The sequence below is a fragment of the Tunturiibacter psychrotolerans genome (assembly GCF_051013365.1).
GTDB classification, from domain to species: Bacteria; Acidobacteriota; Terriglobia; order Terriglobales; family Acidobacteriaceae; genus Edaphobacter; species Edaphobacter psychrotolerans_A.
The window spans coordinates 2063648-2083513 of sequence record NZ_CP132941.1 but is presented as its reverse complement, the minus strand read 5'-3'; the positions used below and the strand labels follow the sequence as shown (position 1 = coordinate 2083513).

Annotated in this window: 15 protein-coding genes; 6 read left to right on the top strand and 9 right to left on the bottom strand. The window is 60.1% G+C overall.

What is annotated here, in order from left to right; all coding sequences use genetic code 11:
- Positions 1–209: 209 nt before the first annotated feature.
- The 3 genes from RBB76_RS08830 (at position 210) to RBB76_RS08820 (ending at position 3736) form a co-directional block, all read left to right on the top strand.
- A complete protein-coding gene (locus RBB76_RS08830; protein ID WP_429627788.1) occupies positions 210–1382 on the top strand; it encodes a PHP domain-containing protein in 1173 nt (390 codons plus the stop codon).
- A gap of 112 nt (positions 1383–1494) precedes the next feature.
- Complete coding sequence (locus RBB76_RS08825; RefSeq protein ID WP_429627789.1) at positions 1495–2697, top strand: glycosyltransferase; 1203 nt, start codon at positions 1495–1497, stop codon at positions 2695–2697.
- Between the two features lie 142 nt (positions 2698–2839).
- Entirely contained in the window at positions 2840–3736 is an 897-nt protein-coding gene (locus RBB76_RS08820) for a DUF4097 family beta strand repeat-containing protein (protein WP_429627790.1), read from the top strand.
- On the opposite strand, the gene RBB76_RS08815 is transcribed toward RBB76_RS08820, so the two are convergent.
- Entirely contained in the window at positions 3733–5187 is a 1455-nt protein-coding gene (locus tag RBB76_RS08815; RefSeq protein ID WP_429627791.1) for an alpha-amylase family glycosyl hydrolase, read from the bottom strand. The two genes, RBB76_RS08820 and RBB76_RS08815, sit on opposite strands and share 4 nt — an antisense overlap.
- A gap of 160 nt (positions 5188–5347) precedes the next feature.
- Between RBB76_RS08815 and RBB76_RS08810 the strand changes: the two genes are divergently transcribed.
- Positions 5348–6835 (top strand): M20/M25/M40 family metallo-hydrolase, encoded by a 1488-nt coding sequence (locus tag RBB76_RS08810; RefSeq protein ID WP_429627792.1) that lies wholly within the window; start codon positions 5348–5350, stop codon positions 6833–6835.
- Positions 6836–6888: 53 nt separating this feature from the next.
- On the opposite strand, the gene RBB76_RS08805 is transcribed toward RBB76_RS08810, so the two are convergent.
- Positions 6889–7839: a VOC family protein gene (locus RBB76_RS08805; protein ID WP_429627793.1), complete on the bottom strand. Its 951-nt coding sequence runs from the start codon at positions 7837–7839 to the stop codon at positions 6889–6891.
- 220 nt (positions 7840–8059) lie between these two features.
- On the opposite strand from RBB76_RS08805, the gene RBB76_RS08800 reads away from it, so the two are divergent.
- Entirely contained in the window at positions 8060–8539 is a 480-nt protein-coding gene (locus tag RBB76_RS08800) for a hypothetical protein (protein WP_429627794.1), read from the top strand.
- Positions 8540–8560: 21 nt separating this feature from the next.
- Here the strand turns inward: RBB76_RS08800 and amaB are convergent, their stop codons facing one another.
- The 4 genes from amaB to RBB76_RS08780 all read right to left on the bottom strand — a co-directional run bounded on the left by amaB (position 8561) and on the right by RBB76_RS08780 (position 13506).
- On the bottom strand, positions 8561–10063 hold the full coding sequence (amaB, locus tag RBB76_RS08795; RefSeq protein ID WP_429627795.1) for an L-piperidine-6-carboxylate dehydrogenase: 1503 nt from the start codon (positions 10061–10063) through the stop codon (positions 8561–8563).
- 376 nt (positions 10064–10439) lie between these two features.
- Positions 10440–11312 carry a hypothetical protein gene (locus tag RBB76_RS08790; protein WP_429627796.1) on the bottom strand — a complete coding sequence of 291 codons (873 nt, stop codon included), beginning with the start codon at positions 11310–11312 and terminating at the stop codon, positions 10440–10442.
- A 50-nt stretch (positions 11313–11362) separates the two neighbouring features.
- On the bottom strand, positions 11363–12568 hold the full coding sequence (locus RBB76_RS08785; RefSeq protein ID WP_429627797.1) for a hypothetical protein: 1206 nt from the start codon (positions 12566–12568) through the stop codon (positions 11363–11365).
- A 41-nt stretch (positions 12569–12609) separates the two neighbouring features.
- A complete protein-coding gene (locus tag RBB76_RS08780) occupies positions 12610–13506 on the bottom strand; it encodes a carotenoid biosynthesis protein (protein ID WP_429627798.1) in 897 nt (298 codons plus the stop codon).
- Between the two features lie 155 nt (positions 13507–13661).
- Between RBB76_RS08780 and RBB76_RS08775 the strand changes: the two genes are divergently transcribed.
- Positions 13662–14102 carry a hypothetical protein gene (locus RBB76_RS08775; RefSeq protein WP_429627799.1) on the top strand — a complete coding sequence of 147 codons (441 nt, stop codon included), beginning with the start codon at positions 13662–13664 and terminating at the stop codon, positions 14100–14102.
- Between the two features lie 15 nt (positions 14103–14117).
- On the opposite strand, the gene RBB76_RS08770 is transcribed toward RBB76_RS08775, so the two are convergent.
- The 3 genes from RBB76_RS08770 to RBB76_RS08760 form a co-directional block, all read right to left on the bottom strand.
- Positions 14118–17063 carry an FAD-binding and (Fe-S)-binding domain-containing protein gene (locus tag RBB76_RS08770; RefSeq protein WP_429627800.1) on the bottom strand — a complete coding sequence of 982 codons (2946 nt, stop codon included), beginning with the start codon at positions 17061–17063 and terminating at the stop codon, positions 14118–14120.
- A 205-nt stretch (positions 17064–17268) separates the two neighbouring features.
- Positions 17269–18300 (bottom strand): DUF1338 domain-containing protein, encoded by a 1032-nt coding sequence (locus tag RBB76_RS08765; protein WP_429627801.1) that lies wholly within the window; start codon positions 18298–18300, stop codon positions 17269–17271.
- Between the two features lie 238 nt (positions 18301–18538).
- Positions 18539–19849, bottom strand: a complete 1311-nt coding sequence (locus RBB76_RS08760) for an amidase (RefSeq protein WP_429627802.1) — start codon at positions 19847–19849, stop codon at positions 18539–18541.
- Positions 19850–19866: the final 17 nt, after the last annotated feature.

Sequence of the window (19866 nt, the reverse complement as noted above, 5' to 3'; positions counted from 1 at the left end):
AACCAGCCGTGGCCCTTCTATGCGAGCGGGGACAGGTGCGTTGGCCTGCACTACTTTGACGATTGAACTAAGGGCTACAACCTTTGGGGAATCATTGTAGATACTGGGGTTACGGATTTTGAAGCTGCATTGTTGGTGCAGTTACACCCACGTCACATTTGGAACCCATACTGCATTCGTAAGCAGGCAGACAACCTGGGGGTAACCCGATGAGCCAGTCGAGCGTTTCGTACCTGTGGCGGGAACCGGAGGCGGCGAAGGGTTTTGAAACCGGGGTCTCGCTGCATAGTCACACCAACCAGTCGAAAGAGACGCTGGACTTCATCTCCGAGATGTCGAAGGACTGGAGCGTGCTGCAGCCGGTAATGCGGTGGGCAGAACGACGGTGCAAGCGGCGGCAGAGCATTGACCTGAACTATGCCCGGGGATACTGGACTCCACCGCTGACACCAAGTCTCGCGTTTGACCTGGAGCGACGGCAGATCGAAGACAAGCTGCAGATGCAGGCTCTTGTTTCGATCACCGATCACGATGACATCAATGCGCCGATGCTGCTGCGATCGGTGCCTTCGTCACGGCATATTCCGGTGTCGGTTGAGTGGACGGTGCCTTTTGGCGACACGGCCTTTCATATCGGCGTTCACAATCTGCCAAGCGCGACGGGCGCGGCGTGGATGGAGCGTCTGGCTGCGTTTACGGCGCTTCCGGTGGCGACTCGCGAGCCTCAGCTGCTGCGGGAGGTTCTGGCTGAGCTTGACGAGATTCCGGGTGTGCTGGTGATCTTCAATCATCCGCTGTGGGATCTGTACCGGGTGGGCAAGGAGAGGCACGACGTTCTGGTGAACGAATTTCTCGCGTTGTATGGGCAGTATGTGCACGCGCTGGAGCTGAACGGGCTGCGTGACTGGAAGGAAAACCGCGAGGCCGCGACCCTGGCCGGTAAATGGAATCAGCTGGTGATCAGCGGCGGAGATCGTCACGGTGTTGAGCCGAACGCAAACGTGAACCTGACGCGGGCGGGAAGCTTTACTGAGTTCGTACATGAGGTGCGGCGTGAGCGGCAGAGTCATGTGCTTTTTATGCCGCAGTATGCCGAGCCCTGGAAGCATCGGATTCTGCAGTCGACCCTGGATGCGATCCGCAACTACCCGCACTTTCCGGAGGGCTCGCGCCGCTGGGATCAGCGGGTCTACCATCCGGACGCCAATGGAGAGATGCGTCCAGTGTCTGAGTTGTGGCCCAAGGGCTATGCGCCGCGCCCGATACAGGCGGTTCTGTCGATGGTGAGGCTGATGGGCGCAGCGCCGTTGTCGGGTGGCCTAAGGATGGCGTGGAACGATAGCGTCGAGATGCAGACGACACTGGCGAAGCTGGATGCCTGAGGAGCGGGTCTGCGGAATCGATGTGTGACCGTCTTTGATCCGATTTAATCTCTTCGTTCGATTGCGGAGATACTTGTTTCCGCAGGAGAAGCGCGCGGGGTAGTCTAGAGCGATGCGTGTGCCGCGTGTTGCCTACTTTCCGGACTCCTTCCATGAGGTGAACGGCGTCGCGCATACGAGTCGCAACTTTGTGGCCTACGCGGAGCGGCATGGTCTGCCGTTTCTTTGCGTGCGTGCGGGAGGGCGGTCGGAGGCTTTCGAACAGCGAGACGAACTGAGGACGTTGGAGCTGGGGCGCAGTCGCACGTCGGTGCGGATGGAGAAGGATCTCGAGTTCGATACGCTGTTCTGGCGACATGGGGGCGCGATTCGACGGCAGTTGGAGCGGTTTCGGGCGGATGTGATCCACATCACTGGGCCGAGTGAGTTGGGGATCTTTGGCGCTTACTTTGCGTGGGAGATGGGGATTCCGCTGGCTGCGTCGTGGCATACGAATGTGCATGAGTACGCAGCGCGCAGGATGGGATGGCTGACGGGAAGAATGACGGAGCAGGCGGGCGCGACGACTGAGCGCGGGGTGGAGGCTGGGGCGTTGTGGGCAGCTTCTCGGTTCTATCAACTGGCGAAGGTGCTGTTTGCTCCGAATGAAGAGCTATGTGGCATGTTGGAGAGAGCGACGGGAAGGCCCTGCTACCTGATGCAGCGTGGGGTGGACACGGAGTTGTTTTCGCCGTTGCATCGGACACGCAAGACTGATGAGAAGACTGTTGTGTTGGGGTATGTGGGGAGGCTTTCGATTGAGAAGAATGTGAAGCTGCTGGCGCGGGTGCAGAGGGAACTGGCAGCGGCGGGAGCGGATGGAGTGAGGTTTTTGATTGTCGGGCATGGGAGCGACGAAGCAGAGCTGCGACGGGAGTTGGCGGATGCGGAATTTGCCGGGGTGCTGAGGGGAGCTGCGCTGGCGCAGGCGTACGCGAATATGGATGTCCTGGTGTTCCCATCGCACACGGACACGTTTGGAAATGTAGTGCTGGAAGCATTGGCGAGTGGGGTGCCGGCGGTGGTGACCCCTGACGGTGGACCGAAGTTTATCGTGCGGGATGGTGAGACTGGATTTGTAACGAACGATGATCATTTTGCGGCCGCGGTTGCGGAGTTGGTGAGAGATCGGCAACGGTTGGAAGAGATGCGGCTGAAGGCACGTCAGTATGCGTTGGGGTGTAGCTGGGACGCGGTGTTCGACCGGGTCTATGCCGGCTATGAGACTGCGTTACGGGTGCGCGGTGCGGAATTCAGGGTCGGCGAGCCGGCGTGATCAGGTTGAACGGCACTGGAAATAATCGTTGATCTTCGTTCGCGTGCGCGAGCGGCTCGCGTCGATTTATCCGGAATCGTGGAACCTGGTGGGTTTCTTTTGCGTAACCTCCTTCGCCAAGTCTCGCAAACAGGAGATCACCATGTCGTTTTTAGGAAATAGCTCCACAGGATCTGCCGCTTTGGTTGCGGCGGTTGCTCTTTCTCTTGCATCTTCGGCTGCGCTTGCCCAAAGCTCAGACAACGATTGGCAGAAGGTATTTCCGTTGAGCGGTGGAAATGCTTCGCTCACGGTAGAGACAGGCGACAGTGGTCTTGAGATTCACTCCTGCGGAGAGTGCAAGGAGATCAGGATTCATGTGGAATCCAATCGGAAGTTGAGCGAGTACAACCTTGAGGAGCGTCAGGAGGGAGATCATGTCTTCTTCACGTTCAAAGAGAAGCCGCATATGGGCGTGCATATCCTGTGGAGTGAAAACCGAAGAACAAAGGTGAGCGTGGAGACGCCAACGAAGCTCGATCTTGATGCCAGGGTGGCTGATGGCAATCTTGCGGCGAGCAATCTGGTTGGAAGTGTTCAGGTGCATGCGGGCGATGGGTCGGTGGCCCTAAATGACATCAAGGGAGATGTACATCTTGTGTCTTCCGATGGCAGCGTTGATCTGCATAACGCCGTTGGTACGCTTGATGCGCGAGGTTCCGACGGCAGTATGAAGATCGATGGACAGTTCTCGACGGTTCAGCTCGAGACCAAAGATGGCAATCTCGACTTTACCCTTGCTCCGGGTTCGCAGCTTACAGGGGCGTCACGGATTAAGAGCTCGGACGGGCAGGTCTCTATCCGGTTGCCGCAGGCTCTCTCTGCGGACGTGGATGTGGCCACCGGCGATGGACATCTTGATTGCACGCTTCCGCTTACGATGGATCACTATAACAGCGGAGAGTCAGGCGGGCACCATCTGCATGGACATTTGAATAGTGGCGGCGTTCCGTTCAGCATTCACGCGAATGACGGGAACGTCAGCATTACGACCCTCTAGTAGCGTAGTTCGCCTATGTAGGCGCAGTAAGGCGCAAGTGTCATCTCGTCGAGATGCATTGTGCCCATGCCCTCGTCTGAGCGCAGGATGGTGCGGAGGAAGCTGCCGCGGAGGCCAAGTTTCGTGATGTCAGCCTTGAGCGAGAGCCGGACGGGCTGCGCGGTGAGGTTGAAGAGCAGGACCAGAACAGGGGAGCCGGCGGAGACGACTTTTGGTTTGCGGACGAGGACGAGAACGTTCTGGTCGTCGTGGTTGATGGTGATGCTGGCGCCCGAGGCCAAAGTGGCGTTGCCATGATGGAGTGCGCTGAGCTGACGGTACCAGTTCAGGAGAGAGTTGGGGTTGGCATCCTCAAGAGCGGCGTTTGGTGCGGCGTCTTGGGCTGAGGCTTCGGGTGCGGAAATGAGCTGGCCCTTTGCGGGCGATGGTGGGGCATCCCAAATGATGAGCGGAGTCGTCGCGGCTGATGCAGATGACGAGCGCACGCCCAGCTCCTGGCCGTAGTAGATAAGCGATTCGGCGCGAGTGGTGAAGAGCAGGGTGGCGAGGAGCTTGGCAATGGCGAGATCGTGCTTGCCGTCGGCGTAGCGGCTCATGCTGCGCCTGAAGGTGGGGCCGTCGGTGGCGAGCAGAGGCAGGCTGTGTCCGGTTTGTTGGATGTCCTGGAGACGTTCGATGACGGGGCGGATGGCGGTTGCGCTGAGGCTTGTGATGGCGCCGAGGCGGTTGTCGAGAAGGAGCTGCGGGAGTTGTGTGTCCAGCGTAGTGAAGGTAGTGGCTGGGGCGCCTGTGGTTGATTTGCGCTGAGAGCGGGCGTGCGCATGGTGGCGGCCGCGTGTGGCTGGTTCCGGCTGCGGCTGAGGTTGAGAGGCCGGGGGCAGGTTCGGATCGGCGTCGGCGATGAGGATTCGCTGGCCGAGGTAACTGGCGTTCGCGGTGCGAAGGGTTGCGGCCTGGGTGCGGGCAGCGTCATTGGTACCGGAGACGTGGAAGCCGGCGATGCCTCGGTTGAGCCAGAAACGTGCGACGCTGGGCAGGTCGGCGGCGGGGATCGCGGGGTCGAGATCGAGAAGGACGCGGAGATGGCGGCTGCTGGCTTCTCGGAGAAGATCATCGAAATCGTCCAGGGTGCCGAGGTTTGGGGCGATCTCCTGTGCGTGGGTGGCGTCGGGTTGGAGCGGGGTGAGGAGAATGGCGTCGGTGCCGAGGGAGTGAATGTAGTCGAGACGCTCGGTGACGCCGTGGATGCCGCTGCTGCCGATGGGGTTGAAGTCGGCGGGGTTCACCTCGTAGATGATGGCGCGCTTCCACCAGAGATCGGTCGTCATGCCAGAGCCTACCCAGCCGGGTCTGGCGAGGGTCTGGGATCGAGCGAAGGGAACGGTCGCGGTCAGCGTGCAGGTGAGACAGAAGGAGAGGAGTCGTAGGGGCGTTCGGTGGAAGTTGATCATGCGCTCGTTATTGAGATGCTACCTGAGAAGCCGAGGGCGAGGATGACGGCGTGGGAGGTTGCGAGGGAAGCATCGTCGCGCATGGATTTGTTCATTCCTTGTGTTTGGAGAGGCGAGGTTTTATGGTCAATGCATCCGGTCCAGCGAAAAGGAGATTTGCATGAGAAGTATTGCCGCTTTTGGTGTGGGGGCTGCGTTGTTGTTTGGTCAGACTGGGTTGGCGCAGATGGGCGCACCAGATACGCCGCCGCCGGTTTCGATGCCGGCTTTTGCGGGGCCGCTGGCTGCGAAATATAAGGCAGATGCGGATCGAATTCTGAAGGCGTCTGAGACCGATGACGATGGGTATGTTGCGCTGACCTACTTGTGCGACCACATCGGCAAGAGGCTGAGCGGGTCGCCGCAGTTGAACACTGCGGTGGAGTGGGGTGCGGAGTTGATGCGGAAGGCTGGGTTGCAGAATGTGACGGTGCAGCCGGTGATGGTGCCGCATTGGGTAAGGGGGGGCGAGTCGGGTGCGATTGTCGCTCCGGTGACAAAGCCGCTGCATATGCTGGGGCTGGGGATGAGCGTGGGTACACCGAAGGAAGGGATTACGGCGGAGGTGGTGTTTGTGCCTAGCTTTGCGGCGCTCGATGCTATGTCGCCGGACCAGGTGAAGGGGAAGATCGTGGTGTTCAACCCGGGATGGCATGGTTATGGGTTCAATGTGATGTATCGCGGGTTGGGGCCTTCGAAGGCTGCGGCGAAGGGAGCCGTTGGAGTGCTGGTGCGTTCGGCGACGGGGCTGGCGATGCAGACACCGCACACGGGGGCGCTACGGTATGACGAGAAGGTGCCGAAGATTCCTGCGGCTGCGATCTCGGTGGAAGATGCGCTGATGATCGAGCGGTTATGCAAGGAAGGGCCGGTGAAGGTGCATCTGCAGATGGATGCGCATATGGAAGCGGATGTGAAGGCTGGGAATGTGATCGGCGAGATTGTGGGAAGCGAACATCCTGAGCAGGTGGTGGTGATTGGTGGGCATATCGATTCGTGGGACGTTGGGCAAGGAGCGCAGGACGATGGATCCGGAATCATGGGAGCGTTTCAGGCAGTGACGCTGATTCACAAGCTGGGACTGAAGCCGAAGCGGACGATCCGGTTGGTGTTTTGGGTGAATGAAGAAAATGGCGGAGCGGGCGGCGCAGCTTATCGCAAGATGATCGGCGAGAAGATTAAGGATCAGGTGGCGGCGATCGAGATGGACGAAGGAGCGGAGAAGCCGCTGGGGATGGGGTACGGCGGGTTCGAGTCGATGATGCCGGGTGCGGCGCCGTTTGATCTGAACAAACTGCCGCCGGATCAGCAGCAGTCGTTTGCCGCGTTGCAGGATATCGCTTCGCTGCTGGGGCCGATTGGGGCGGATCGGGTGCTGCCGGGCGGGGGTGGATCGGATATCGAGCCGCTGACGGATGATGGAGTGCCTGCCCTGGCTCCGCGGACGGAGGATCTGCACTACTTCGACTGGCACCATACGGATGCGGATACGCTCGATAAGGTGGATCCGAAGGAGTTTCGGAAGAATGCTGCGATGTTGGCAGTGACAACGTTTGTGCTGGCTGATATGGATGGGCGGCTGGCAGGAAAGAGTGCTGCTGCGAAGTAGTTTTTTGGAAACGAATGGCTGTAGCGGAATGTTCCGCTGCAGCCATTTCTTGTTTAGTTGGGTGGCGGAGCGGTGGACGGTGGGACCGGCTTGCCGTTTGCTGTTTCGGATTCCATGAGTTCGACGCGGGTTCCGTCAGGGTCGAATAGGTTGACCTGGCGTTTGCCGTTGACGCCTGTGTGTTGGGTGAGAGGCTTGCCGTAGGTTTGGAATGTGGGGCGGGCTTCGAGCGTGGTGATGGACTTTGCCACGTCGGGAACGAGGAGAGAGATGTGCTCTTGGCCGCCGCGCTTGTCGGGTGGCGGAAGATCGCGATAGAGCATGAACTCCACGTAGTCTTTGCCGTCGGGCACCTGCATGTCGATCCAACTTAGTTGCGTGCCGTTGGAGCTGCCGCGCCAGAACTCGTGGAAGCCGAGTAGATCGCCGTAGAACTTGATGGACTTCTCGCTGTTGCCGACGAGAAAGCCCAGGTGATAGACGGAGTCGGAGATGCGTGTGGCGGGAAGAAACTTGCCGACAGTGCGAGCTTCGAGACCGTCTGGTTGCGGCTCGTCGAATTCGACCAGATTGCCGTCGGGATCCTTGATCGTCAGAGTGAGGTCGCCGGTTATTACATTTTTGAGAACCGGAGTAATGACTTGGACGCGCCGGGAGACGAGGTATCGGTGCATCTGTTTGGCGCTGGAGACGGTGAAGGCGATGTGACCCAGACGGCCGGAGCCTGCGGGGGGCTGCAGGTTCAGGAGCTCGACGAACTGGAGATTGTTGATCTTGAGAATGACGTCCGTGAGAGAGCCATCTGGGTTCTTGTCCTCAGTGGACACCTCGTAGCCGAGGAGCACAGACCAGAATACAAGGGCTCTGGGTAGATCGGAGACGAAGAAGCCGACGTGCGAGATGCCGAGTATCCTGGGACGAATCGGTGCGGTTTGGGCCTGGATGGTCAGTGTGCAGGTGAAGAGAATGGTGCAGATCGCTGCTAGTCGCTTGCTTCGATTCATTTGATTTTTTCAGTCCTCTCTTCGGAGTCATCGTACAGGTCTCGGTGTGGACTGAGGCCTGTGTTCTCTTGAAAATTCATGGTGCTTCGATTGACAGGGCGGAGTTGGCTCGATAGCCTCGAATTCCGGCAGTGATTGGTGGGCCAATCTTTTTGCTGTCCGAATCCCAAGAGTCCTCGTCTGCGATGCACGCGATGCGATGGGGCGGAAGGCTGGACTTATGAGCACACGAGCTGATTTCAGCGTTGATGAGTGGGACCTCCTGCGTTCCTCACCGTTTATGGCGAGCATTCTGGTTGTAGCGGCTAGCCCGAGCGGACCGATCGGCCTCGTTCAGGAGTCGACTGCTGCGGGCAAGATGATTTTGACCGCTGCGGCGACGGCTCAGACGCCGCTGCTGAAGGATCTTGCCTCAGACCTGACGCAGAAGATGTCGATTCCGAGAACTCCGGCGGGAGCTACTCCTGCACAGGTGCAGGGTGCGGCTACCGAGATCCTGAAGCGGACGTCGGATCTTCTGGCGCAGAAAGCTACGCCGGAAGAAGCGACTGAGGTGAAGCAGTGGCTTGCCGGAGTTGCGAAGGCGACCGCAGAGGCGACCAAGGAAGGCGGATTTCTTGGCTTCGGCGGGACTCTGGTCTCCGATGAAGAGAAGGCCGCGCTGGCTACGGTCAACTCGACGCTGGGGCTTGCGGCCTAAATCGGCCTCGTTTGACTGCATCTAGTTGATGTCGAAGCTGACTCCTTGTGCGAGAGGCAGGTCGGTGCCGTAGTTGATGGTGTTGGTGGCGCGGCGCATGTACTGCTTCCATGCGTCGGAGCCGGACTCGCGTCCGCCGCCGGTTTCTTTTTCGCCGCCGAAGGCTCCACCGATCTCTGCGCCAGAGGTTCCTATGTTGACGTTGGCGATGCCGCAGTCGGAGCCGGTGGCGGAGAGGAAGAGTTCGGCTTCGCGAAGGTTCATGGTGAAGATGGACGAAGAGAGGCCCTGGGGGACGTCGTTGTGGAGGGCGAGGGCGTCGGCGAAGTCGGAGTATTTGAGGACGTAGAGGATTGGAGCGAAGGTCTCGCGCTTAACGGTATCTGTTTGAGAGCCGATCTCGACGAGGGCGGGGCGGACGTAGAAGGCCTCGTCGTTTGCGGTGGGGATTCGTTCTCCTCCGGTGACGGCGGCTCCAGTGGTGCGGGCTTCTTCGAGAGACTTCTGCATGGCGTTGTAGGAGCGTTCGTCGATGAGTGGGCCGACGAGGGTGCCTTGTGCGCCGGGGTCGCCGATGACGACGGAGCCATAGACCTTCTTTAGTTGTGGGATGAGCTTGTCGTAGACATCGGCGTGGACGATGAGGCGGCGGAGGGTGGTGCAGCGCTGGCCTGCGGTGCCCATGGCCGAGAAGGCGATGGCGCGGAGGGTGAGGTCGAGGTCGGCGGTGGGGGCGACGATGGCTGCGTTGTTGCCGCCGAGTTCGAGGATGGCGCGGGCGAAGCGTGCGGCGAGCTTTGGGGCTACGGCGCGGCCCATGGCGGTCGATCCGGTGGCGGAGACCAGAGGGATGAGAGGGCTGTCGACGAGTTGCTCGCCCACCTTTGCGTCGCCGATGAGCAGAGTTGCGAGGCCTGGGGGGACGCCGCCGAACTTCTTTGCGGCTCGCTCGAAGATGGCCTGGGTGGCGAGGGCGGTGAGGGGAGTTTTTTCGCTGGGTTTCCAGACGACGGCATCGCCCGCGACCAGGGCCAGGGCTGCGTTCCAGCTCCAGACGGCGACGGGGAAGTTGAAGGCGGAGATGATGCCGACGACTCCGAGGGGGTGCCAAGTCTCCATCATGCGGTGCTTGGAGCGCTCGGAGGGGACGGTGAGTCCGGCGAGCTGGCGGGAGAGGCCGGCGGCGTAAGTGCAGATGTCGATCATCTCCTGGACTTCGCCGTGGCCTTCGGAGAGGAGCTTGCCGGTTTCGATGGTGACGAGGCGGCCGAGGGGTTCGAGGTTGGTGCGGAGCTCTTCGCCGAGGATGCGGATGAGTTCGCCGCGCCTGGGGGCGGGGACGTTGCGCCATTCGAGGTAGGCGGCGTGGGCCTGGGCGATGGCCTTGTTGGCGGTTTCGGGGGTGATGGTGGGTATCTGGGCGATGATCTCGCCGGTGATGGGGGTGCGGACGGTGAGGTTGCCGTTGGTGGCGGGGACTCCGAGGTGCGCGAGGATGGCTTCGACTTCTTTTCTGATCGTCATGGTTTGTCTGGATTGTTCTCGTGGGCTAGCGTAGATGGTTTGGGTCAAGAGTGGCAAGTTGCCGAGTGGGGGGGGTACCCCCCCTATATGCCTCGTGTAAATTCCTTTGAATCAGTAGCTTACGCGCGACCATGATCTGCAAAATCGTCATAACAAAGGGCTTACGTCCAAATTCGTCCAAGCAAAGGGGTTACGGGGTGGCAATAGAAAAAGCCCTCTTACGGCGAGGGCTTGTTCGGAGTCTTGTTCCATTATAGCGGTTGGAGGGGAACTGATACGCCACGCGAATGTGCTGGATTGGCGCGGGTTTTCGCGTTTCAGGGGCTTGACAACTATTTTAACCGGTTAGACGGTGATGGACCGTTGGATCGCGGCTCTACTGCTCCGGTGTGGGCACAAAGTGTATGGAGGTGGGAGTCGCTTGACCCTGCTTGAACTGGTAGGTGGCGACGATCTCTCCGAGCCAATCGCAGGCGTGGCACTTTGCGTCGGTGCGTTGGACTCCTACCCTGGCCTCATCGGTATTCGAGGCTAATGCCCAGCAATGAGGCCAGGCGGTCGTGGCCGGGGGTTGAACGCTGGCGATTGCCCGATCCAAGGGAGAAAAATCCACGTCATGGGCTCCGCTCTTATCGAACCACCAATAACCTTCGCTGCAACCGCCGCCATTTCCATTGGCTGGGTCGAAGGTGCGCAGGATGGCGTCCTCGCCCGTTCCCAGAATTGTGGCGGAGGTCATTGATAGATAGGTGCCGTATTCAGCTTGCAGTCGGTAGATCTCAACGTAGTGGTCCGACGCATCCGTTTCTACGAGAAGACTCTTCCATTGCGTGGGCGGTACATCTTCTGACGGCTGCGAGGGTTCGCTGTCGGGAAACTTCGGCAGGACCAGACTGGGTTGATCATGAATGGTCGTGATGACCTCGACGATCCGGTGGCCCGAGATTGTACCGAGGGTGGTCACCTTCTGCTCGAAGCGGTAGTCGCGGGCGCTGATGATGTGACCATCCGCTGCTTTGATTCCAAAGAGCAGGGAACGGCCCTCGTCGAGACGGAGCGGATTTTGGGTCCACCAGGTGAGGGGATGGGGGCTGGGAGTGTCGTGGGTGGTTGCTGTGTCGGTCACAAGCATCCGTTGCAGCCGGGATGTTGTTTGGGATGTTGTTTGGGATGTTGTTTGGGATGCGCCGGAGGGAGTCTGCAGCAGGAAGACGCCTAACGCGCCGAACGAAAGTAGTTGCCGCAACATCAGTTTCTTCTCCACGCAGAAGCGGTCGTGCCAAGCATAGCATTTCGAGATCAGGGCTTTGGAAGCGCCTTCCGCGTACCTACCGGGGGCGTTCGCGACGGGTCGGCCTGCATGGTTTTCATGCTTTCTTTTTCGTCTTCGCTGGCAACCGGAACTGTGATTCCGGTGGTCGCGATATAGAGATTGCTCTTCTTTCTGTACGACACCGTGATTGTGTGAAGGCCCGGCTCTTCGTTTGGCCCACGCGGGTACTCAAGGATGTAGCGCTCCCGCAACATCTGCGTGAACTCCTTGAGCCGGAAGATGGTGGTGTGCTCGCTGGCCTGTAACTCGATCCCACCGGTGTTGACGCATATCTGTTCGAACTTGTCCTCGGGACCTCCGAAGGAGGGCGATTCTATGTGACGGGTCTCTTTTGTTTCCGTTGGCGTTTCAAGCTTGGAGACGGTCATTATGGTGGGCAGTAGACCAAAGACAGTCTCGGAGCGGATCTGTGCATGCAACATGACGTCTTTCCAGAGGGTCTTGCTGCCGGTGTCTTCGCCATCGGTGATAGCAAGAAGTACGCGTCTGCCTGGTTGCTGGTCGAGGTCTTTGAGCACCTCTTCCATGGAGTCCCATAACGGCAGGCCGATTCTGCAGGGTGGCGGAGGGATCTCCTTCTCTTTCTTCAGCTCTTCGTTTTGCGTTTGACGAATCTGCCATGGCGCCATGGCTCTTTGAACCCCGTCTGCGAGTGCCGCTGGATTTGCCCCGGTGTCGTAGATTGTGCGGATCAAGGTGCAATCAATGGCGTAGACCGAGACGCGATCCTGGGGATGGAGGAAATCGGGCGGGAGCGCGGCGATGGCTCTGATGAGCGACGGCAGCAGCTCGTTGTCGGGTTTGCTTGCGTCGATGAGGATTGCAAGGGAGATTGGGTCATCGCCCTCGCGGCGTACGTAGGTCGGGCGAAACAGAGGCCCTGAGTCGAGGCTGATGCGGAAGCCGGATGGGTCGATCGGCTTCATTCGCGCGTAGTCGCGAGAGAGGACGAGGACGGGGACTTGCTTGAGATTGGTGTAGACGCGCAGGGTGGGAGTGGGGAGGGTCGCAGTTGTTGAAGATTGTGACGATGAAGTTGTTTCGGTTTGCGATTGCGCGCTGCTGCTGGTTGCAGCAAGCACGAACAGGAGAGCGATAGCGGCGAATTTGTTTCGGTGGGAAGCTAATGGTTCCCTTCTCTTTGGGTTCGCCTGCCGCGGTCTTTTGTCCATGGTCACTTAGACCTCGGTGCTACGACTCTATAGCGGAGATTTTATTCGAAGAGACGCGGGTTTGGCATCTTGGCGAGATCAGGATGGGGAAGGCGTAGCCAGGCGAGCAGAGCGAGGGTTCCCATGAGGAAGAGGGAGACAAGAACAGTTGCGTGGAGGATGTCTGCGAACAACCACTGTCTCCCCGAAGGATCGGTAACGGCGACGACAGTTGAAGGTTGGGCAGCAAGCAGGATGTTTCCGGCGGCGGATGCAACGTAGAAGAAGATCGCGAGACGCCAGAGCTGGGGTGTGAGGGGCAATGCGGTCCGGCTACGCAGAGAGAGAGCGAAGGCCTGATAGAAGACGTAGGTTGTGAGAAACCAGCCGAGGAAGTTGCTGATCGGCACACCGAAGTAGGCGCCTCCCTGCTGCCAGACCCAGGCGCGATCGATGTTGGCCCAGATGGGGTCCATGGAGAGATCCCATGCCACCATGATGCAGCTTGCAATCAATGGGAGAAGAATGAGGCGGAGGCCTCGCGGCTGTTCGGTTTTGTGGCCGAGGATGGCAAGAGCGAGGATCCATGACAGATAGCCCATGCCGAGATAGGCGAGGGCCAGGAGAATGGGGAGCTGAAAGACTTTGGGTCCCATGAGATCGGTGAAGTAGTAGTGGCCGAAGGGGAAGCCGGTTCTGAGGCTCAGGCTTTCAAAGAACGTTCCGCTCCCGAGACAGAGTGCTGTGAAGACCAGGATGCCGCGGAGACGATAGAGGAGGCTTCCGTGAAGCAGGGCGAATGCCGCCGGAGGGAGCACTTGGAGGGCGACGATGAGGAAAGTGGGAACTCTGTCCGCATAAAGCTGGAGGATCCGACCTAAGACGTACAGGAGAAGAAGAAGTACGAGGAAGGCGCGGGTTCGGGGAACTTTGCCGTTGTCTTTGACGAGGGGCGGCATGGGGGAAATTGTATGCTGAGGCGCGCTCGGCGTGTGTGATTCTGGGTCTTTTGGGGGATTTACTTGATTTGTAACAGAAAAAGTGATATAATACTAAAGGTCACTTTTTTCGTGAACCCGACAGAGGGACTAATCGAATATCTAAGGAGCCTGGAATGGAAAACTTCGATAGAGAGATAGAAGACTTCCTCAAGCGGTATGAGGTTAACGCCAACGTTGGGAGGGCTGAAGAGACTGTGGAGCAGTTTGCGGATGTCTTTATGATGGCTGATCCAGGCGGCGTTCGCGCAGTGCCGTCTTCGGCGTTGCTAGTGGCGATTCCACAACGGAAGCGGCTATTTGAGAGCCTGGGGAGCAGCATTACTACGTTGGCATCGGTGGAACAGACGAGGCTTGATGATCGTTACGCTCTGCTAAAAACTCAGTGGCTGGTGCAGGTTGATCGAGGAAGCGGGCGTAAGGAAGAAGTAATTTTGCGATCGACGTTTGTGGTGCACCAGTCGGACGACGGGTTGAAGGTTGTCTTCTATTTGAGCCACGAGGATTTTATGTCTGTTCTGCGTGCGAGAGGACTTCTGCTGTCGGATACGGCTTAGGCTGGTGCACATCTCCTAGTCGGATTTTGAGCGGGCGAGTACTTCGGCCAGGTGCATTGGTTTTGTGTTGGTGTTTTGAGTGACTTGTTCGGCGCAGCTGAAGCCGTCGGTGACGAGGATGGTGTTGGCGGCTTTGTTGCGGACGGCGGGGAGAAGGACGCGGTTGGCTAATGTTTGCGAGACGGTGTACTTGTCTTTTTCGAAGCCGAAGGGGCCGGCCATGCCGCAGCAGCCGGAGTCGAGGAGTTCGACCTCGGCTCCGGTGAGGCGGAGGAGCGCGATCTCATCGTGCATGCCCATGGTGGCGCGGTGGTGGCAGTGACCGTGGACGAGGATCTTCTCGTTCAGTTGCGGCGGTCTGTAATGCGGGGCGCGTTTGACGAGGAACTCGCTGAGGAGGAAGGTCTGGTCGCGGAGTTTTTGCGCGCGGGGATCGTTCGGGAGGAGGTTGGTGAGCTCGTCGCGGAAGACGGAGGCACAGGAGGGTTCGAGGACGACGATGGGAGTGCCGGCTTGGAGCTGCGCAGTGAGGGCGTTGAGAGTTTTGAGGAGATAGTCTTTGGCGGTGTCGAGCATGCCGAAGTCGTAGAGGGGGCGGCCGCAGCAGAGATGTTGCGTGGGGAGCGTGACGCGGAAGCCGGCAGTGGTGAGGACGTTGTGGGCGGCGCGCATGGCGGCGGGGTGAAAGTAGTTGTTGAAGGTGTCGGCCCAGAGGAAGACCTCGGGGGCTTCGGTGGGGAGTGGGATGCGGCGATCGCGGCGGCGTTGAGGGTCGCGGGCGAGGCGGCGATCGGGGGTGAAGGGTTTGGAGAAGCGCGGGAAGCTGCGGTTTGGGTGGATGTGGAGGATTTTTTTTATGGCGGCGCTGATGAGGGGCGTGTGGTTGATGGTGTTGACGAGGTGCGGGGCGTAGGAGGCGAGGCGCGCGAAGGCGTCGATGCGGCCGAAGGCGTAGTGGGAGAGTGGGCGGGACTCACCTTCGTAGTGGTGGGCGAGGAACTCGGATTTGTAAGTGGCCATGTCGACCGAGACGGGGCACTCGGACTTGCAGGCTTTGCAGGCGAGGCAGAGGTCGAGGGACTCTTTGACCTGTTTATTTTTCCATTGATCGGGGAGGACTTCGCCCTGCATGAGTTCCCACAGGAGATGGGCGCGGCCTCGGGTGGAGTGGAGCTCTTCGCCGGTGGCCATGAAGCTGGGACACATGGTGCCGGCGTCGGTTTTGCGGCAGGCTCCTACGCCGACGCAGCGGAGATTGGCATCGGCGAAGGAGCCGTTATTTTCTGCGTAGGCGAAGTGGGTCTTCGGAGTCCAGGGGTTGTAGTCGGCGCCGAGGCGGAGGTCTTCGTGGGGCTCGTGGGCGTCGATGAGCTTGTTGGGGTTGAGGCGGTTGGTGGGATCGAAGAGGCGCTTGAAGGTGCGGAAGGCCTGCATCAACTCTTCGCCGAACATTTTGGGGAGGAGAGCGCCGCGGGCCTGGCCGTCGCCGTGTTCGCCGGAGAGAGAGCCACCGTGAGCTAAGGCAATGTCGGTGGCTTGGTCCATGAACTCGCGGAATTTGAGGATGCCTGCTTCGGTTTCGAGGTCGAAGTTGTGGCGCATGTGGACGCAGCCCTGGCCGAAGTGACCGTACATGGGGCTGCGATAGCCGTATTCGTTCATGAGCGCGAAGATGGCGCGGAGATAGCTGCCGAGTTGATGGGGATCGACGGCGGCGTCTTCCCATCCCTCCCAGCCGGTGCCGACGCCGGGGATGAAGGCGGTGGCGCCGAGGGCGGACTCGCGGATGCGCCAGACGTTTTTTGCTTCGGCGGAGGTGTAGATGCGGGTGGATGGTTGCGCGGGAAGAGTTTTGAGATAGGCGACGAGAGCGCGTGCTTTGGCGTTCGATTCGGCCTGGGTGTCGGCGCCGAATTCTACGATGAGGAAGCCATTGCCATCTGGCAGGAGCTTGAGCTCTTCGGCGAACTTCTGTTTGCGGCGCATGGCGTCGAGGAGGAGGCCGTCCATGCCTTCGAAGCCGATGGGTTTGTGTTCGAGGATCTGCGGGACGTGGTCGGCGCCAAGGAAGATGTCGGTAAAGCCAACGCCAACGAGGGTGCGGCAGGGTGGTGATTGGACGAGCTGCAAGGTTGCGCCGAGGATGATGGCGCAGGTGCCTTCGCTGCCGACTAAGGCTCGGGCTACGTTGAAAGAGTTTTCGGGGAGGAGCTCGTCGAGGTTGAAGCCGGAGACGCGGCGGGGAATGTTGGGGAACTTCTCGCGGACCTGGGTTGCGTAGGTGTCGCGGAGGGATTTTAGCGTTGCGTAGATCTCGCCGACGCGGCCGCCTGCTGCGATATGTGTGGCGAGTTCGGCTTCGGTGGTGGGGCCTACGGTGAGGCGGGTGCCGTCGTAGAGGAGGAGATCGAGAGATGCGATGTTGTCGACGGTTTTGCCGCCGAGGAGGCCGTGGACGCCACAGGAGTTGTTGCCGATCATGCCGCCGATGGTGCAGCGGCTGTGAGTGGCGGGGTCGGGGGCGAAGGTGAGGTTGAACTTTTCGGCGGCATCGCGGACGCGGTCGAGCACGATGCCGGGCTGGACTTGAACAGTGCGATTTTTGACGTCGATCTCGCCCATGCCGTTCATGTATTTGGAGAAGTCTAGGATGACGGCGGCGTTGCAGCCTTGGCCTGCGAGGGAGGTGCCTGCTCCGCGCGTGAGGATGGGCGCGTCGAATCGGTGACAGAGGGCGACGGTGGCGATGACGTCGGCTTCGTCGCGGGGGATGACGACGCCGATGGGGATGTGGCGGTAGTTGGAGGCGTCGGTGGAGTAGAGAGCTTTGGAGGCGGGGTCGAAGCGGACCTCGCCGCGGATCTGCTCGCGGAGGAGCGAGGCGAGTTCGTGGGCGTCGGGGAAGATGTCGTGTGCGCGGGCGTGGGAGCTGGGCAGCACGACGAAGGGGGAGGTGGACATAGGGCTTAACTATACGAGGATCGTGTCCTGCCGGACGGCCCTCCTGCGCGGAGGGCGGTCACTTCGTGACTTGTGTACCCCTTCGGTGACCCCTCCCGTTGGTCGGAGGAGATGATCGTGCCGACCAGCGGTAGGACCCTTGCAGCTGATTCCGGCAAGACCGGTATACGCGTCACGAAGTGACCGCCGCACGCGTAATGCCCCTTTAAGCTTTGCCGGTGGCAGTCATTTTGAATATTGCTTGCGCGTTGGAGCTGTCGAAGCCCAGGTCGAGTTTCTGTTTGCCGTCTTCTTCGGGGAGCGGGAGGCGAGTGATGAACTCGTAGAAGGAGCCGTTGACCTCTTTGGCGACGAGTGCGCCTTCGGCGGTGTGGAACTTGCGCTGAACCTTGGCGGCGAGGAACGCTGTTTGGCGAACTCGACCGGACTGCGAAGTTTCGACGGCGGCCTTCATGGGCTGGCCCAGGGCCTTCTGTTCTTCGGCGAGCTGATCGACGTCGGGGACGCGGTCGGTGGCGTGGTTGAAGGCATTGCCCTCGGTGGAGATCCAGGCCATCTCGGGAGATTCGGCGAGGAGGATGTCGTAATCGGTGAGGGTGGGCTCGGTGTGCTGGCGCTCGAAGATGGAGGCGAGGACGGGGAGGAGCGCGACGGACTCGTCGATGCTGAGGAAGCCGGTGGATTCGAGTTTGTCGAGGAGCGACTTCGCCTGCGGAGTGATGGGATCTTTGGACGTGGCGGTGACGCGCCGGACGGCGGACTGGAACTCGGGGGAGAAGCGCTCGGGGTGAAGCTCGCTTAGGAAGAATTGCGCGATCTCTTCGGGATAGTCGGCCTGGGCATGAGAGCGGCCGGTCATCTTGAGGCGCTCGAGCGGGTAGACGCCGTTGAGTGCGTAGCCGAGTGGGCGCAGGATGCGGGTGATGGCCTCCTGGCCGGCAGGGAGGCCGCCCATGCCTTCGAGTGCGACGGTGCGGACGGCGCCGTGATCGTGAAGGATCTGGCGGCCCTTGCCGAGGGTGTAGTCGGCGTATGTCTTCGCGGTGGGAACGCGGCGAAGTAGGTCTTCGAAGAGGAGCATGTTGAGTGCTTGCGCGAGGACGGCGCGGGAGACCTGCGGTCCGGATGCGGCGGCGATCTCGGGATGAATGACGAGGAGCTTGAAGAGGTGTTCGGTGCGGTCGGTGCCGATGATCTTGTCGAGTACTTCGCGTAGGACGCTGGTGCCTGTGCTCATTGTTGATTCCTCGTGACTGCCGGAGGGTTTGGTCCGGCCCTAACATCATCGTCAATGGGAGTGCGTCTGTAAAGGTCACTTCGTGACATGTATACCGGCTTCGCCTTGGGCCTCCCGATGGTCGGCAGACGATTCTCATCGCGACCAGCGGGAGCGCCCACCGAAGGGGTATACCCGTCACGAAGTGACCGCCCCGCGCGCAGCGGGTAGTTCCATGCTTAGAACTGGTCCATAGGGTCTAGTGCGGCGGATTTAAAAGCGAAGCTGCGAAGGCTAAGAGTGCGCCGTCCTGCATGGGCGCGGCGATAAGCTGCATGCCGGTGCCGAACGGTGCGCCGATTGCTTCTCCTGCGAGGGTGACGGTCGGTAGGCCCCCTAGGCTGGCAGGTGTGGTGTAGCGAAGAATCGCTTTGCGGATGTGGGATTGGTCTTTGCCGGCGAGGAGTTTGTTGACTGGGGCGCATGGAACGAGCAGGAGGTCGACTTGTTGGAAGAGCGATGAGATCTGAGAGCGAAATATATCGAGGCGACGGTGGAGGGTTTCGAGTTGGGTGGGTGTGATGGATGCTCCCCATGTGAGACGCTCTGCGATTGCGGGCTCGAAGTGCTGATAGCGGCCGCGGTGGATTTGGGCGGCTTCGCTGGCCTGGATGGTGCTGAATATCTCCAGGCTGTCGGCCCAGAAAGCAGTGTCGATTGGAGTCAGTGTTGAGCCGTGATGCGTGAGGTGCTGCTTCCACGCGGCGAATGCGGTGAGGACTTCGGGTTCGCAGTCGTGCGTGAAATCGTCGCCGACGTAGCCGATGCGGAGTTGGGTCGGCGTGGGGACTGTAGGAATGTTGTAGATGGCGTGGGCGAGTGCGGGGCCGTCGCGGAGATCGCGAAAGAGCAGGCCGAGGGTGTCGAAAGAAGGCGCGAGGTGGAAGGCTCCGGCCCAGCGCTCTTCGCCGCGGCTGACGCCGAGAGAGGCGCGGTAGCCGGTGAGTCCGCAGAGTGCGGCGGGGACGCGGACCGAGCCTCCAGTATCGGTGCCGATGGCTGCGAGGGCAGACCCTTCCTGTACGCTCGCAGCGGCGCCGCTTGAGGAACCTCCGGTGAGCAGCGTTGCATCGCGTGGTTGGACACAGTTTCCGTAGTCGGCGTTTTCGCCGGTGATTCCGTAGGCGAGTTGGTGGAGATGAGTTTTTCCGGGGATGATTGCGCCTGCTTCGAGGAGACGCTGGGCGACCCATGAGTTTTTCGTAGCGCGTGGGTTGAGCTGCGCGTAGTAGCGCGAGCCACAGCTTGTCGTTGTGCCTGCTAGGTCGAAGCAGTCTTTGATCGAGATCGGAATGCCATAGAGCGGTGGACGATTTTTAGCATCGGCGAAGATCTTCGGGAGTTGTTCCGCTCGATGGAGGGATTCAGTTGCGGTGAGGGTGAGGTAGGTGTTGTGCGATGCGTTGCCGTTGGCTTTGGATGCGGACTCGCTTGCAATTGCGCGAGGAGCGGTTTCAGACAATGTGATTGCACGGCGTAGGGATGTGAGTGGAGAGGGCGTGGTTGTCATCGTTCTGGGCCGTCAGG

Bases quoted from the DNA above. Each gene is read 5' to 3' on its own strand.
- RBB76_RS08830 (WP_429627788.1), top strand. From the start codon at position 210: ATGAGCCAGTCGAGCGTTTCGTACCTGTGGCGGGAACCGGAGGCGGCG.
- RBB76_RS08825 (WP_429627789.1), top strand. From the start codon at position 1,495: ATGCGTGTGCCGCGTGTTGCCTACTTTCCGGACTCCTTCCATGAGGTG.
- RBB76_RS08820 (WP_429627790.1), top strand. From the start codon at position 2,840: ATGTCGTTTTTAGGAAATAGCTCCACAGGATCTGCCGCTTTGGTTGCG.
- RBB76_RS08815 (WP_429627791.1), bottom strand. From the start codon at position 5,187: ATGATCAACTTCCACCGAACGCCCCTACGACTCCTCTCCTTCTGTCTC.
- RBB76_RS08810 (WP_429627792.1), top strand. From the start codon at position 5,348: ATGAGAAGTATTGCCGCTTTTGGTGTGGGGGCTGCGTTGTTGTTTGGT.
- RBB76_RS08805 (WP_429627793.1), bottom strand. From the start codon at position 7,839: ATGAATCGAAGCAAGCGACTAGCAGCGATCTGCACCATTCTCTTCACC.
- RBB76_RS08800 (WP_429627794.1), top strand. From the start codon at position 8,060: ATGAGCACACGAGCTGATTTCAGCGTTGATGAGTGGGACCTCCTGCGT.
- amaB (WP_429627795.1), bottom strand. From the start codon at position 10,063: ATGACGATCAGAAAAGAAGTCGAAGCCATCCTCGCGCACCTCGGAGTC.
- RBB76_RS08790 (WP_429627796.1), bottom strand. From the start codon at position 11,312: ATGTTGCGGCAACTACTTTCGTTCGGCGCGTTAGGCGTCTTCCTGCTG.
- RBB76_RS08785 (WP_429627797.1), bottom strand. From the start codon at position 12,568: ATGGACAAAAGACCGCGGCAGGCGAACCCAAAGAGAAGGGAACCATTA.
- RBB76_RS08780 (WP_429627798.1), bottom strand. From the start codon at position 13,506: ATGCCGCCCCTCGTCAAAGACAACGGCAAAGTTCCCCGAACCCGCGCC.
- RBB76_RS08775 (WP_429627799.1), top strand. From the start codon at position 13,662: ATGGAAAACTTCGATAGAGAGATAGAAGACTTCCTCAAGCGGTATGAG.
- RBB76_RS08770 (WP_429627800.1), bottom strand. From the start codon at position 17,063: ATGTCCACCTCCCCCTTCGTCGTGCTGCCCAGCTCCCACGCCCGCGCA.
- RBB76_RS08765 (WP_429627801.1), bottom strand. From the start codon at position 18,300: ATGAGCACAGGCACCAGCGTCCTACGCGAAGTACTCGACAAGATCATC.
- RBB76_RS08760 (WP_429627802.1), bottom strand. From the start codon at position 19,849: ATGACAACCACGCCCTCTCCACTCACATCCCTACGCCGTGCAATCACA.